The sequence below is a fragment of the Bacteroidetes bacterium GWF2_43_63 genome (assembly GCA_001769275.1).
GTDB lineage: Bacteria > Bacteroidota > Bacteroidia > Bacteroidales > DTU049 > GWF2-43-63.
In genome coordinates this window covers 12872-27898 of the sequence record MEOQ01000035.1, presented here as the reverse complement: position 1 = coordinate 27898, position 15027 = coordinate 12872, and the positions used below count along the sequence as shown (strand labels likewise).

At 42.7% G+C, this 15027-nt stretch carries 12 protein-coding genes; 3 read left to right on the top strand and 9 right to left on the bottom strand.

Features of this window, described 5'->3' with window-relative positions; translation table 11 throughout:
• Positions 1–288: 288 nt before the first annotated feature.
• The 3 genes from A2W93_08460 to A2W93_08450 all read right to left on the bottom strand — a co-directional run bounded on the left by A2W93_08460 (position 289) and on the right by A2W93_08450 (position 3224).
• Positions 289–1902 (bottom strand): hypothetical protein, encoded by a 1614-nt coding sequence (locus A2W93_08460; protein OFY53992.1) that lies wholly within the window; start codon positions 1900–1902, stop codon positions 289–291.
• 70 nt (positions 1903–1972) lie between these two features.
• Positions 1973–2611, bottom strand: a complete 639-nt coding sequence (locus A2W93_08455; GenBank protein ID OFY53991.1) for a leucyl/phenylalanyl-tRNA--protein transferase — start codon at positions 2609–2611, stop codon at positions 1973–1975.
• Positions 2589–3224, bottom strand: coding sequence for a uridine kinase (locus A2W93_08450; protein OFY53990.1), 636 nt, complete (start codon positions 3222–3224; stop codon positions 2589–2591). The genes A2W93_08455 and A2W93_08450 overlap by 23 nt, the downstream gene beginning before the upstream one ends.
• Positions 3225–3346: 122 nt before the next feature.
• On the opposite strand from A2W93_08450, the gene A2W93_08445 reads away from it, so the two are divergent.
• The 3 genes from A2W93_08445 (at position 3347) to A2W93_08435 (ending at position 6263) form a co-directional block, all read left to right on the top strand.
• On the top strand, positions 3347–4615 hold the full coding sequence (locus A2W93_08445; protein OFY53995.1) for a hypothetical protein: 1269 nt from the start codon (positions 3347–3349) through the stop codon (positions 4613–4615).
• Positions 4616–4734: 119 nt separating this feature from the next.
• On the top strand, positions 4735–5445 hold the full coding sequence (locus tag A2W93_08440) for a hypothetical protein (protein OFY53989.1): 711 nt from the start codon (positions 4735–4737) through the stop codon (positions 5443–5445).
• The gene (locus A2W93_08435) at positions 5445–6263 is read left to right on the top strand and encodes a dihydroorotate dehydrogenase (protein OFY53988.1); all 819 of its coding nucleotides are present in this window, start codon (positions 5445–5447) and stop codon (positions 6261–6263) included. The genes A2W93_08440 and A2W93_08435 overlap by 1 nt, the downstream gene beginning before the upstream one ends.
• Positions 6264–6777: 514 nt before the next feature.
• Here A2W93_08435 and A2W93_08430 read toward each other — a convergent pair.
• From A2W93_08430 to A2W93_08405, 6 genes are all read right to left on the bottom strand, one after another.
• Positions 6778–7539 carry a hypothetical protein gene (locus tag A2W93_08430; protein ID OFY53987.1) on the bottom strand — a complete coding sequence of 254 codons (762 nt, stop codon included), beginning with the start codon at positions 7537–7539 and terminating at the stop codon, positions 6778–6780.
• Complete coding sequence (locus A2W93_08425) at positions 7523–8443, bottom strand: nitroreductase (protein OFY53994.1); 921 nt, start codon at positions 8441–8443, stop codon at positions 7523–7525. Before A2W93_08425 ends, A2W93_08430 begins: the two co-directional genes overlap by 17 nt.
• A 371-nt stretch (positions 8444–8814) precedes the next feature.
• The gene (locus tag A2W93_08420; GenBank protein OFY53986.1) at positions 8815–9477 is read right to left on the bottom strand and encodes a hypothetical protein; all 663 of its coding nucleotides are present in this window, start codon (positions 9475–9477) and stop codon (positions 8815–8817) included.
• 308 nt (positions 9478–9785) lie between these two features.
• On the bottom strand, positions 9786–11192 hold the full coding sequence (locus tag A2W93_08415; protein OFY53985.1) for a hypothetical protein: 1407 nt from the start codon (positions 11190–11192) through the stop codon (positions 9786–9788).
• Between the two features lie 528 nt (positions 11193–11720).
• Positions 11721–12809, bottom strand: a complete 1089-nt coding sequence (locus A2W93_08410; GenBank protein ID OFY53984.1) for a hypothetical protein — start codon at positions 12807–12809, stop codon at positions 11721–11723.
• A gap of 23 nt (positions 12810–12832) precedes the next feature.
• On the bottom strand, positions 12833–14902 hold the full coding sequence (locus A2W93_08405; protein ID OFY53983.1) for a hypothetical protein: 2070 nt from the start codon (positions 14900–14902) through the stop codon (positions 12833–12835).
• Between the last annotated feature and the right edge of the window lie 125 nt (positions 14903–15027).

Below are 15027 nucleotides of genomic sequence, written 5' to 3'. Positions count from 1 at the left end.
GAAAAAAAATTCAAAGCTGCTATGATTAAGGGTCTAGAGAAAAAAGCTAAAAACATTGGTTATCAGCTTATTCCGGTAGGTGTTCATTAGCAGTGTTTGAATTGACGACCTACAAACCAGCAACGAGCTTCAAATGTATCGAAGGAGGCAGCGGGATACACTCCACCCCGGGAAAAAGAAAGCATGAATTAAAGCACGAAGCTTCGTTATTCCTTGTTCGATATTAAGTGTTCGCAGTTCAGTCTTCACTTCATCATTCGAACTTCCTTGTTCGATGTTCAGTGTTCTTTACGCATAGAGATACCGCTTGATCTTCAGCGTTGCAGTTTTTTCAAACGGCGTTGGTTGAATCACCACCGATTGCAGTTGCGAAAGCTGACTGACACGTCCATTCACATATTTTCTTATATCTTCGAGAATCTCTTCTTTGCGGGTTTCAAAATTTATTTTCATCTCCGCAAACTGCTTTTCGAGTTCTTCCATATTCAGTTGAACGAGCGCTACAAGCCTTCCTTTGCGTTCAATTACCAGTGAGTCAGCTACCAGCGGGAAATTATTAATCAAAGCCTCAATTTCCTCAGGATAAATATTTTTTCCACTGGCGCCTATGATTACATTTTTCGAGCGGCCGAGAATATACAAGTACCCATCTTTGTCAAGTTTTCCGAGGTCGCCGGTTTTTAGCCATCCATCTGGTGTCAATACTTCGGCAGTTAATTCCGGCTCCTTATAGTAACCTTGCATAACATTGGGTCCCTTGGCCCAGATCTCGCCTTCGCCGGTGTCGGAATTTGGGTTGTTTATTTTAATTGTGATTCCAGTATAGGCGGGGCCGGTAGACTCCAGCCTCACATAATGCGGGTTTGCTCCGGCAAGCAAGGGTGCCGATTCAGTCAGACCATAGCCGATGGCATATGGAAACTTCGCTTCGTATAAAAACTTTTCTACTACAGCATTTAGCTTTGCTCCGCCGATTCCAAAGAATTTCAGATGCCCGCCAAAGGACTTGTATAATTTCTTCCCGGCTATTAAATGCAGTACTTTTCGAAAAACAGGAATACCATAAACAAACCGCATGAAGCGGGTTTTTGTAAAAGTTCGAATGATCTTCTGACGATAAACTTTTTCAATTATTAATGGAACAGTCAGCATCAAAGTTGGTTTGACTTCTTGCAAAGCAGGCATCAGAACTGACGCTGTAGGCGCTTTGCGGAGATAATGCACGCAGGCGCCGAAAAACATGGCCAGTAAAAATCCGATGGAGTTTTCGTAAGTGTGAGCCAGCGGCAATACCGAAAGAAAACGGTCCTGATTGTTGATGGGCTGAATGTCGTTGCTGTGCCAGCCGACATGCGAAATATTGCGCTGGGTCAGCATCACGCCCTTGGCTCTGCCGGTTGTTCCCGATGTGTAAATAATGGCTGCAAGATCGTCTTCTTTCACATCGAAAATGTCGAAATCATAGGTGGTCTGTGCTTCCGTTGCTTCGTCGAAGTGGTCTTCCAGATTGATTTGCACGCAATTGTCCGGAGTCTTTTCTTCAGCCAGTTTAGCTGATAAAGCTTCTGTAAGAAAAATCAGTTTCGATTCTGAATGGTCCAGAATATTGACCACGTCGCTGGGAAGGGTTTCAGGTAATATCGGAACTACAACAGCGCCCATGCTGGTTATTGCAAGATATGCAATGCCCCATTGTGGAGAATTGGTCCCCCAGAGGGCCACTTTGTCGCCTTTTGAAATGCCTTGTTTTTGCAGAAACGCAATGGAGTTGCAAATGTGTCCGGCAATGTCATGATAGGTGTAGGGTGTTTCGCCAACAAAAGTCAGAGCCGGCCGCCCGGAATTCTTTTTTACAGATTCCGATAATAGAAACGGAATGGTGTATTTCATCTGGGGTATCATTTAATCAACTGCAAAGGTACGAAATCCGAAAGCACTTATTTGCAGACAGATCTTCGATTGACAATTTTCATTACAGGGTCAGCATTGAATAAAACTCGTCAAAAGGAATGAGTTCACCACTAAGCGTCTGCATATGCGGAGTGTCTTGCTGGGCATCGATAAATCTCCAGTTCAGATGTCGGGCAAGCATGACCAGTTGATGAAAAGCCACTTTCGACGCGTTTGGATGCAACGAAAACATGCTTTCTCCGGTAAAACCGGGACCGGCAATAATGCCATACAATCCGCCTGCAAGCTCATCACCCAGCCAGGCCTCAATCGAAACCGCGTAGCCAAGTTTGTGCAATTCAATAAACGCCTTTTTATATTTCTGATTTATCCAGGTGCCTTTTTCTTTGCGCTTTGTTTTGGCACATTGATTAATGACTTCTTCAAAATTCTGATTTATTGTTAGCCGATACGGGCAGTTTTTTAAAAACCGTCGCAACCCGTGATTGGGCCTGTATTTGTCGGGAAAAACGACCATGCGGGGATTGGTGGCGTACCAGTAAATTTCGCCTTTATACTGAAACCAGGGGAAAATGCCATTATCGTAAGCCAGCAACATTCTTTCAGTGGAATAGTCGCCTCCGATGGCCAGCAATCCGTCCGGCTCTGCTTCGCGCGGGTCCGGAAAAACAATTTCATCAGGAAGCCGATATACTGCCATTGTATTCGGCCAGTTTGGACGCAATTTTTGCGGTTAAAATGTCGATGGCGATTTTGTTGGCGCCGCCTTGCGGAATAATGATGTCGGCATAGCGCTTGGTGGGCTCGATAAAGGTCTGGTGCATGGGTTTGACAAAACGCTCATAATGTTCCAAAACCTGAATGAATGAACGTCCGCGCTCTTCGATGTCGCGACGGATAATGCGCATCAGGCGGTCATCGCCGTCGGCATCGACAAATACTTTTATATCAAGACGATCGCGCAGCCTTGGATTGGCAAGAACAAGAATTCCTTCAACAATCATCACCCGGGCAGGGCTGATTGGAATGGTTTCCTTCGAACGGGCACAGGTGACATAGGAATAAATGGGCATTTGAATATCCTGACCGGCTTTCAGCATATCGAGATGTTTACTCAGTAAGCTGAATTCGATGGATGATGGGTGGTCGAAGTTGATGCGGGCACGTTCTTCGGCGCTCAGATGGCCGTTGTCGCGATAATACGAATCCTGTGAAAGCAGACATACTTCGCCTTTGGTGAACTGCTGCATTACAGCTTTTACTACTGTCGTTTTTCCCGAACCGCTCCCGCCGGCAATTCCTATAACAAGCATGGTATTGTTGTTTGAGTGCGAAGGTATGAATTTATCCTTTTGTCTGGCTATCTCCCTGAATATTTTGGAAAATTATTGATTACTTTTGCGCTTCAGAAATACCTTTTCAAATGCAATCAGCAATCCGTGTTTTCAAATTTGGCGGTGCTTCGGTAAAAGATGCTGCAGCGGTCCGTAATGTTGCTTCTATTTTGAAAAAGTATGACAATCAGAATCTGGTGGTCATTCTTTCAGCCATGGGAAAAACAACCAATGCCCTCGAACGTGTCCATCAGGCCTATGTTTCAGGACAGAAGAGCGATGCGCTCAAACGCATTTCGGAATCAAAGGATTTTCATCAATCCATTTTAAATGACTTGTTCAAAAAAGATCATGTTGTTTACAATTCAATCTCAAGCGTATTTTCGGAGTTGGAAGGCGAACTTAATCTGTCTCCTGAGGCGTCATTCGACAAAAGTTACGACCGCATTGTCTCCTATGGAGAGCGCATTGCAACAACTGTTTTGAATGCTTATCTGATTGAGTCAGGATTTAAAGTGAAACATGTAACGGCCGGAGATTTTATTTCAACAGACAATACCTATCGCGATGCTTATGTGAATTGGGAAGTAACAGGTGCAAGAATTTTTGAGGCGGGCAAGTTGTGGTTTGCCGAAACAGGTATTGTGCTCACACAGGGCTTCATAGGCCGTTCCGAGGAAGGTTGTCCCATTTCCCTTGGCCGCGAAGGTTCGGATTTTTCTGCATCCATTTTCGCACACGCGCTGAATGCTGCTGAAGTCATAATCTGGAAAGATGTGCCGGGCATCATGAATGCTGACCCAAAGCTGATTCCGACGGCGATTGCATTGCCGCATATTTCCTATCGTGAAGCGGTTGAACTTGCCTATTACGGTGCATCTGTAATTCATCCTAAAACAATCAAGCCACTCGAAAATAAAAATATACCATTAAGTGTAAAATCGTTCATTAATCCGGCCGGACAAGGGACCATCATTGATCGCAACGGCACTGATGACAAATTAGTTCCGTCTTATATTTTCAAATTTAATCAGGTGCTGCTTTCCATTCTTCCGCGCGATTTCTCATTTATCAATGAGAAAAACATGAGCGAGATTTTCACAATGTTCTCCCGCAACAACGTAAAGGTTCGCCTGATGCAGAACAGTGCGGTTAGTTTTTCTGTTTGCTTCGATTACGAACCGGCTAAAATGTCGGTGCTGATCGAAGACTTGCAAAAGCGATTTGCTGTGCGTTACAACGATTCGGTCGATCTTGTTACCATCCGCCATTATACCAATGCCTCGGCCGACGAGTTTACAACTGGCCGCAAAGTGTTGCTGGAGCAGAAATCGCGCAGTACCTGGCAGCTGATTATCAGCAAAAACTAACCCCTCTCCACCCCTCGAAGGGTTTCAAACCCTTCGAGGGGTGGATGGTAAGCTGTTTTAAGATTTTACAAAAACAATATCCGGAATATTTTGTACTTTAGTGCAATAAATTCATCTATATGAAACCGGAATTAATACAGGAATTGTTTGAACAATACGGTGGTGTTTTCATGACTCCTGCACCGAAAATTGCAAAAAAACTTGAAAATATCCATGGCTTTCTATTCGATTGGGATGGAGTTTTCAACAGCGGAAAAAAGAGCTCTGAATTTCCTTCAACCTATAGCGAAACCGATAGTCTTGGCATTAATCTCCTTCGTTTCAGCTATTGGCTTCGGTATAAAAAAATTCCTTTTATCGGGTTGGTCACCAATCAGATTACGGAATCCGCATTTGATCTGGCTAAACGCGAGCATTACAATGCAGTTTATGTGAATTTCAAATCGAAAAAGGAAGCTTTTACTCACATCAACGATACTTTTGGGGTCCGTCCAACACAGGTCGCTTTTATTATGGACGATGTACTTGATTTGAGCGCAGCTGATGTTGCTGGCCTGAGCTTTATGGTCGGACGCAAATCAAGCCCGCTTTTTATGAATTATGTTCATGAAAAAGATCTGGTGGATTACATCAGCTATCAACGCGGAGATTTGAATGCTGTGCGCGAGTTGTGCGAGTTGGTGATGGGTCTGACCGATACCTTCGAAGAAACCATTCAGCAACGAGTAGCTGTGAGCGAAGAATTTCAGGCCTTCCTGGAAGAACGCGATGAAATAGAATCGAAATTCTATCACAAGGTCGATCGCAAAATTATTGAAACTGTTATTTAATGGGCTTTCTCAGTTGGTTTGAATCAATCGGACATGTTGGACAGGCCGCATTTGCTACTACTTTCACATGGCTGATGACTGCTTTGGGCGCAGCAACAGTTTTTCTTTTCAAAGAAATTAACCGAAAAGTTCTGGACCTGATGCTGGGCATTGCCGCAGGTGTAATGATTGCAGCCAGCTTCTGGAGTCTGCTGAGTCCGGCTATTGAAATGGAGGAGGCGCGCGGAGGCATTGGCTGGATACCGGCGGTCATTGGTTTTCTGGCGGGTGCTGCTTTTCTGCGCATCGCCGACCGCTTGCTGCCGCACTTGCATAATGGAATGAAAAAATCGGATGCCGAAGGGTTGCCGGTGAAATGGAACAGAAATACTTTGCTGATCCTCGCAGTTACACTTCATAATATTCCCGAAGGACTAGCAGTCGGAATTGTATTCGGATCATTGGCTTCCGGAATCGAAGGTACAACGCTCGCTGGCGCCATTGCGCTCACTATTGGCATGGGTCTGCAAAATTTTCCGGAAGGCGCAGCCGTCTCTCTGCCCATGTTTCGCGATGGTCGCTCTCGTATGCGCTCGTTTATGGCCGGACAATTTTCGGGTCTGGTTGAATTGGCGGGCGGCGTTCTGGGCGCTATTGCGGTCATGCATATGACTACCATGTTGCCCTATGCATTGGCATTTGCAGCCGGCGCTATGATTTATGTAGTAGTGGAGGAACTCATACCCGAATCGCAGCGCGGCGAACACAACGATCTGGCTACCACCGGAACCATAGCCGGCTTCGCACTCATGATGTTTTTGGACGTGGCGCTTGGGTAGATTACTGGTTTTTCAAATACCCCTCAACGACTTTACTTGTGTGTTCAATTATCTGAAATGAGCCCACAGAGCCATGTCCCGGAATAATTATTTCCTGACTTCGCCATCAGGATACCCCGGTTTTATTTCTAAAGCTTTTGTGGAGATACATCCGATGAAAAATAGAAGCGTGTCAATGCATATTGTGAATTTTACCTGACCTGCAGCGCAGGTCAAACAATAATAGCCCGGCCTGAAAGGCCGGGTGAAAGATAAAACAAAAACGACCTCGGAGAGGTCGAATCAAGACGATGTTTTTGCAACAATAATTTCTATAAAAAGGGGTATTAGACCCTGTCAGGGTCTTGTTTTTGTGCTTTTTCACATCCGGCTGTCGCCGGCTGCTATTATTGTTCGACATCCTTCGGACGTCATTATTATTTCAGAAAGAAAAACAAATATCTTTTTTGTCGGGACACCCAAAAAGACATCCTGAATAATGTAATATTCTATATATCTGATTTTTATAAAATGGTCAAAATGAAAGTGTCGAAGTCAGGAGCACAATTCTTTTTGTGTGTTCAATTATTTCAAACGAGCCCACAGAGCCATGTCCCGGAATAATTATTTCTGCATTGGGATATTTTTTCTGTACTTTTTTCAATGTCTTTGGCCAGGCTTGTACATCAGCATCAGCAATATTTCCGATGGAAGTTGATTCAGCCGATTTAATCAGACAACCTCCAAAAAGAATTTTTTGTTCAGGAAAATAAACAACGATGTTGTCGAGACTGTGTCCTGCACCAGGATAGAAGCATTCGAGCGGAATTCCGCAAAATGACCATTGTATTGATTTCGAAAACGAAGCTTTCGGCACTTCAAGATTTCTTTTGATGCATTCAGCGCGTGTCATTTCATTGGCAATAGAAAACACGTTATGACGGTGCAGTTCTTCCAGCCCTCCAATACAGTCGTTGTGCCAGTGACCGGGAATAAACAGGGTGACTTCGGTGTGCATCGAATCGCGTAAAAAATCAAGCAACTCCGTTGTTTTTGCCTCATCCATCGGCGTGTCAATCATCAACGCGTTACCGTTTCTGATGACGAGCAAACCATTGGAAGAAACCATCCCAAAGCCTTCAACATAATCGGATGTGATATGCACAAAAAAAGAATCTTTCAGATGAATCAGCTGAATATTATTATTGATGACAACGGTGTCGGGCTGCTGGCTGGAAGCAACAACCGGAGCCAAAATCAAAAAGAGAAATAAGAAATTTCTATGCAAAAGTTTCATCAGCAAATGTACGTTTCACGCCTTTTTTATATTTCAAATCGTGATAGCCGAAAATCACAAAAAGTCCTTCCTGACTTTTATATTTAATGCCGTGCACTTTTCGAAATTGTTCTGCTTTTTTGCCGCGTTGAATAAATGGGTGAATGGCGCCCAGCATGCAGGTTCCAAGGCCCAGCGCTTCGCCCGCATGCATAGCATAGGTAGCGGCAACAATGGGATCGGCTGGATCGGAATAGGGCGAACCATAGAAATACATGGCCAGCGGTGCATCGTAGGTAATATAGTTGTTGCCTTTTTCCATTTCACCAATGTAATTATCAAACAAAGGACGCATGAAATTTCGAAACATTTCGTCAGTGGCTTTGCCCCAGAAGGGCCGCATCATAGCCAGAAACCAGCCCGACACGAGATATTTCATACTTTTCAGAAACTGTGCAAAATCCTTTGTGAAAGCTGTCACTTTTTCTCGTCCATGTAAAACAAGCACGTGCACATCGCTGGGTGGAAGCCCCATGGGAGCGGTGCGGGCGGCTGCCAGAATTTTTTCAATCACTTCGGACTCCACGGTTTTCTGATTGAATTTTCGCACACTGCGACGTCGTGAATACAACGACATAAGTTGTTCATACGTCGCATCTGATGCGGCAGACGAAAGATCAAACACATCACCGGGCGACATGGTTCTTCCAGTAATTGTGATGGCCCCTTCGGAGCAAATGGCCATGCAATGACCGCACGCAATGCAGTTGAATACTGATTTACCATATAATTCTGCAGCTTTTCCGTTTTCAATTTTCAGCATGTCGCTGCAACAGGCCTTTACACACAGCCCGCATCCGGTGCAGAGTTCCACGTTAATGCTGATCACAGCATCTTCTTTGGTTCGGGTAGTTGGAATAGACATTGAAAAAAATTTTGAAAAGTAAATGTACGATTTTTTCAATTCAAAAATTACCGACCCCATCCTTCCATAGTCCAATGCCCGCCGACATTCTATCCCCGCCGCTTTCATGCTATACCCTGCTGTCATCCTGAGTGTTTTTTCGAAGTGAAACAAAGAAAAAATGTATCGAAGGAGACAGCAGGGTAAACCCCAGCAAGAAATTGGTGACACGCAGCATTGCCGACATTCTATCGTCAGCAAGAAGAGGTTGACTGCAAAGCATTGCTGACATGGAATTTCGCCGGCATCAAACACTATCGTGTATTGATGGGTGGACAAGCTGTCGGCTGCGAAGCAGCTCCGCAAGGCGAAATGGAAGAGTTTGCTGAGAATTAAAACCTGAAACCAACCGACCAATCAAGAAGTCCGGCAAACTCCCAGTCAATATTATTTAGTTTTGTTAACCTGGGTTCTTTTCCACAAATCAGATGAATTCCAATACCAAATTTTTGTTGAATATACCATTTGTTAGAAAGATCGATTTGAAAACCCAATCCAACATTGTTTTCAATCCAATAGAACGGGCCAAAGTATTCAATAAGTTCCTGATAAAGAATTTTTCCATCTGGTGTGTCGGATACTATTGTTGAGTCAAAACCACATGGTACAAAAAATCTATTTCTTGTTGTTGAATATGATAGTTGTAAATCATAAAACGCAAATGGGTTTATGTGTTCTAATGAAGAGAAAATATTATGGTGCCAAAACAGATTCAAATTGACATGATGTATTGGTTTTGTTGCATATAGTCTTTTGTAATAAACCTGATTCTTATCATCCGGGTGTGCAAGCCGGTTTATGTTATAACCAAGGCCAAATCCGAGTTCATTCTTTTCCCAGGCCTTTGCACAGGCAAGAGTCAGGTTTGTGCCGGCACCGGTCGAATAGTAATTCAGACTTAGGTTTTGTGCACTCAATGTGGCAAAAGACAAGAAGACCAGCAAGAGAAAAAGCTTTGTTTTCATATAGTTGGTTTGATAAGGGAGTTTTAACACAATCTCTTAAATATTTTTACAAAGTTACTTTAATTAAGAATGGGCTCTCCAAATTCAGTCATTTGCCATCCAAACTCAACCTGCCATAGTCCACAGCACTGCCGACATTTTATCGTCAGCAAGAAGTGGTTGATTACAAAGCATTGCAGACATGGAATCGTCGGCTGGTGGACAAGCTGTATGCTTTGAAGGTTTTTGATGAGATCCCGGCTTCCACCGACAGAGCTTGTGGAAATGCGGGGACCGGGAACTAAGTTCGCAAATTGCTGATATGGAAACGTCGGATTAGAGAAAGTGGAAGTGTCAAATTACAATCGTAAAAACATTTTTACAACTGAACTTCCATCTTTAAACCTTGCTTTCAGGAGATATACGCCGGGGGTTAGTATTTCGGTTTCAATAAGGATATCTTTGTTTCCTGAACATTTTTCGTTCACAAGAATTCTACCCGATAAATCTAAAATAGAGTAAGAAATGATTTGTCCACGTGAAGAAATTCGCAAATATGAATTGGCCGGATTGGGAAAAATATCAAGATTATTTGCTTGAAATTCGGTGACATCATCTGGTGTATAGTTACCGCTACTATCCAGTTTCAGAAGAAACATATCTGTTCGTATTCCACCCAGATCAGTACGTGAACCAGTAATCAGACATCCCCCGTCGCTGGTGGCAGATGTGTAGTCAGGAAATGCGTTGTAATTGCTGTAAAATAATCTTCTCCAATTTTCAACACCTGTCTCGATGTTAATATTGAAAACAAGAATCCTGAATTCAAACAATTCTGATTTTTGCTTTAGTCCATCAGGCAGAATCATTGAGTAGCCGGATAAATAGGCATTTTTAGCATCAATAAATGAAAAACTGTTTCTGGGACATTGATTGTAGTAACCATCTTCACCTTCATGAAAAAGGATAACCGGATCAAACGAATTATTCCACAAACTTATGCCCATTTCTCTTATTGGAATGGTGCTGGAAAAATCCATATAATGTCCCATAGTCAGAAATACACTGTCATTTATGCCAAATGCGTTTCCTGTCTGAATAAAAGGGTAATTGTGGCTCTGATTATAAGCAAATTGGTCAAAAAGAATTCCTAAAGGGTTTAGCGAATCTGCCGAAAATCCGAAGAGAACATCGGAGTTAATGATATAATATGTGCTGTCTGATTTTTTGTAATAGAAATCAGTAGGTCCCGTTGGATAACCGGGTGTGGTCTGCTTGATAATTTGCCCGTTTAGTCCAACCCTCATGATATATGATTTATCAAACGCGCTGTCCAAGTCTTTACATGCAACATCCACGGTGCTGTCATTGATAAAATGCCAGTTCAGAAAGCGGTCATCAAGAGATGGATTGTTCACAATGACGACAGATTGAATTTGATATAATGTGTCCAGGGTCATGAAAAACAAATTCTGCTCATCGATTGTATTATCCCATGCGTTTCCTGTAACAAGTAGTTGACTGATGCCTGACCGGATCATTTTTTCAGGTTCAAGTGTATGCCCCGAATATTCAGGGAGCTTCACATATTTCTCAAGCAATCCTGAATTATCGTATTCTAAAATTTCACCGCCCACCGGAATCTGATTCACATATTGGCAACATAGCACCGTATATTTATTTGCCATCACCTCATCGGCGAAAACTCCGATATAAGCCGTGTCAGGTGCACCGAATCTGATTTTTTCAAATCCTTGTCCGTTCAATATTGTGAAAGGAAGCAGGAATAATACAAACAATAAGCTTTTCATAATTAATTTGTTCCTTGTCCAATTGGTACGTATGTTACTTCTTCGGCTGGGGGTATGAGTCCTTGGCAAATCTGAATGCTACTTAGTCAATAAAAAGAAAACTTAGTCATTGATTTCATTGCATAACAAGTCTTTCATTCTGGCAAATTTACATAAATGTTTGCAACTATATCGCCCCCGTAAAAATAACACATTTGATATTTTGTTGATTTCTTTCTAAACTTATTTACAGCCCAATTATAAACGGCACCGCCGACATTTTATCGTCAGCAAGAAGTGGTTGATTACAAAGCATTGCTGACATGGAATCGTCGGCTGGCGGACAAGCTGTATGCTTTGAAGGTTTTTGATGAGATCCCGGCTTCCACCGACAGAGCTTGTGGAAATGCGGGGACCGGGAACTAAGTTCGCAAATTGCTGACATGGAATCGTCGGCTATGTGATAGCATTTGGAGAACATAGAAGTTTGTCCGCAAATAGAATCTACACCCCAAGAAAACGTTCCGGATTTGTATTCGAGATTCTTTCAAAGAGTTCATCGCCAATGGCACTGCGAATGTGTTCAGCAAATTGCATGTCGGTTTCCTGCGAGGCCGGCATAAAAAAATCGGAACCGAACAACACTTTGTCCCGGATGGATGGATTCTGCAAAAACGTGTTCAACAACTGATAAAACGTGTTGCTGCAATCTGCAATGTTTTCATAGAGGGTATACGAAATATCAGTGTACAGATTCGGATATAACTGAATCATGTTGTTGATGATGTTCACCCAATTGTCCTGATCATAAGGATCACAAAGCATTTTTTTCCACATGCGGGCTGAACCGTAATGGGCAAAGCTAATGCGGGCATGCGGGTATCGCTGACAAACAATTTGGAAATTTTTTGGATGCGTGAAAATATCACACAAATCTTTTTTTGTTAGTCCGCGTGGGTTAACATCGAAATATGGATTCTTCAATAACTCAATGAGTTCTTTGCGCGTCCCTTTATAATGCGTGGGATTATGCGGGCTACAGTGCGTTACGATAGGCAGGTTGTGATCGGTGCAGTATTCGTAAACACAGTCCAGACGGGCATCGTGCGGAAATACACCCAGTGGCGGATAAATTTTTACGCCTTTAAAACCGAGTTGCTCGATGGCTTCACGAAGAATGGAAAAATATCCGTTGCGCCGCGGGTCGATATGTATAAATGGAAGAATGTGGGTTTGATCTACTTGAGACAACTCGGTCAGTTGCTGCATGTAGTCGCGCGGTACATCTCCGCAGCCCATATATTGCATGTCCATACTGAGAACAAAAAATTTCGCACCAGCCGGATAACTATTCCTGCAATCATTAAAAATTTCTGTTTGCGAATCTTTGCTGCCGATGATGTAGAATTGAAGGTAGCGCTCGGCTTCTTCAGCATCAATGCCGAATTTCGATTCCAGTTTTTGAATGTATTTCAGAAAATATTTCACGAGGTCTTCGGTCGATTCTTTCCGAAGAAATTTCATGATCAGTTTCGGATAATAATTTTCCGGGATGTCCTTCTCTGTGAATGTGTGAATATGGCAATTGTACATTCCTCAATGTATTGAATTCAAAATCATCTTTCTCTGAACACTTTGTCAAAACTCTTAATGAATGTTTCGGCATAACTTCGTGAAACCGGCACTTGTTGCTCTATTTCGGGCATTTCGAGTCTGTATCCGTGTGAATTCCCTAAAACTTTACTCACTTTTTTCAGATTGACTATATAGGATTTGTGACATCGGCTGAATTGTGGATGTCCTGACAACTGGCTTTCGAGCAGCTTCATGGTAGCCAGAATAAGCGTGACCTTTACATTATTGTTTTCTTTATAGCATACTTTAGCATAATTGCCGGCAGCTTCAATCATTATAAAGTCAGTTGCCGGTATTTTCAACACATCTTTGGATCGATCCGAATAAATTTCAATCAAGTCGCTGGAATCTGATACAGTTGCTGAATGTATGCGGTTGGATAAAAGTCCTGCCAGCTGAATATGCTTGCGCAATAATACTTTTTCAAGATAAATAATGATGAAAAAAAGCGGGATGATTGTTATTCCAGTGATAACCAGAATTATATTGAGATAATCCACCCATGAGTTGCTTCCAGCTCCTGACAGATATGAAAAGAGAATAACAACTGCATTTATGACAACAATAAACACCAGCGCGGTGGCAGTAAACCGTTTGTTGAAGCCGGGTTTGGCCGACCATTGCGTGGGCAGCATAAAAACACTGGCGGTGGTAAGGGCGGAAATTATAAATCCGATAAGTCCGTAATGAATCCACTGCATGGCTGTTGAGTAACCCGCAAGATTGATTGGATTCACAAACACAAGAATTGTTGAGTAATACAGCAGACTGATAAAAAATGCAAAAAAGTAATTCAATAATGGGAAATCAAGCGCAAATTCTTTCAACAAATATAGTCGGTATTGAAGGCGACGCATATTGTTGAGTGCCATTGTAAAAAGCACAATGATGGCCAGAAAAAAATAAAACAACATGTTGCGCTGACTGCGCGAATTAAGCGAAATGAGTTCCTGCTCTTTTTCCAGCAGCCCAATGTGATGATTCAGCTTGCCTGTTTCTACTTCCAGTTGCAGACTGGCAATTTTTCGCTCGGCGTCTGAGCCATAGATGTCATCAAGTACACGGTGAAATTCCTCTGTACTTTTAAGTGCTCCTTCAAAGTCTCCGGTTTTTTTCTGTAAACGAATCATCAATCTGAGATAAATTCCCAGATGGATATTCAGTTTGCTTTGATACAGTTCGCTTAAGGTGCCCCTGATTATTTTTATTCCTTCCGATGGGTTATCCTGACCAATAAATTCTGCCTGATAATAGACCGCTTCGAGATAATTCCGCCGGAGCTGGTTGCTTTTATTTAATTGTTTGGCACTGTCAGTCAAAGCAAGCGCCACCACTTTATTTCCGCTGTAGAACTCGCTGATGGCGCGCGAAAGAATTACATCGGAGACTCTCTCTTTTTTCCCGGCTATGTTGAAAAAAGATCCGGCGGTTTTGAACATTTCAACAGCTTCCCTGCTTTTGCCTTCAGCATCGAAAAGATCGCCACAGGCTTCATATTCCAGCGCTTTGATATATGGATCTGTGGATAGTTTACTAATGTCCGACAAAATATTCAGTGCGTTTTTGCTGATGTCAGTCCGGTCAATGCCGATGGCTGTAATGGCTATAGCGTTTAATACTTCGGCCACTCCGGTTATGTCTCCCGCCTGCCGGTACTGACTCAATGCGAGGAAATAAAAACCCAGAGACTCATCTTCGATAAAACGGGTGTAGCAGATATCGCCCAATAATTGATTGCATGCGGCTGAATAATACAGGCTTTTCGATTCTTCAAGCTTCAATGTCAGGTTTCGGGCTTCGAACACCAAAATCATGGCACTATCAATACTTCCGTTGCGCAGTTTTACTTTTGAGAAGTCGAGCAGGCAATTGATTGCTTTGCCGTATTCGTTGTTTTTGAGGGCATCGTTTTGTATTGAATCACATCGTTCTTTTGTCAGCGGGCTCTGAGACCCATGGTCATTTTTTTTGTTGATTACGGCTGAATCAGTCTGACTCAGGCATAAAAAGGCCTTTGTGATGAAAAGAAAAACAATGATGATTGACTTCATACACGATGATCTATCTGCAAATTTACAAATATAGAACGGTTTTTAAAAATTTTCTGTAATTGGTGGATTCAATTGATTTGTTTGTCTGTACTTGACTTGTGTAAAAAGAAAAACCCGGGAAATAA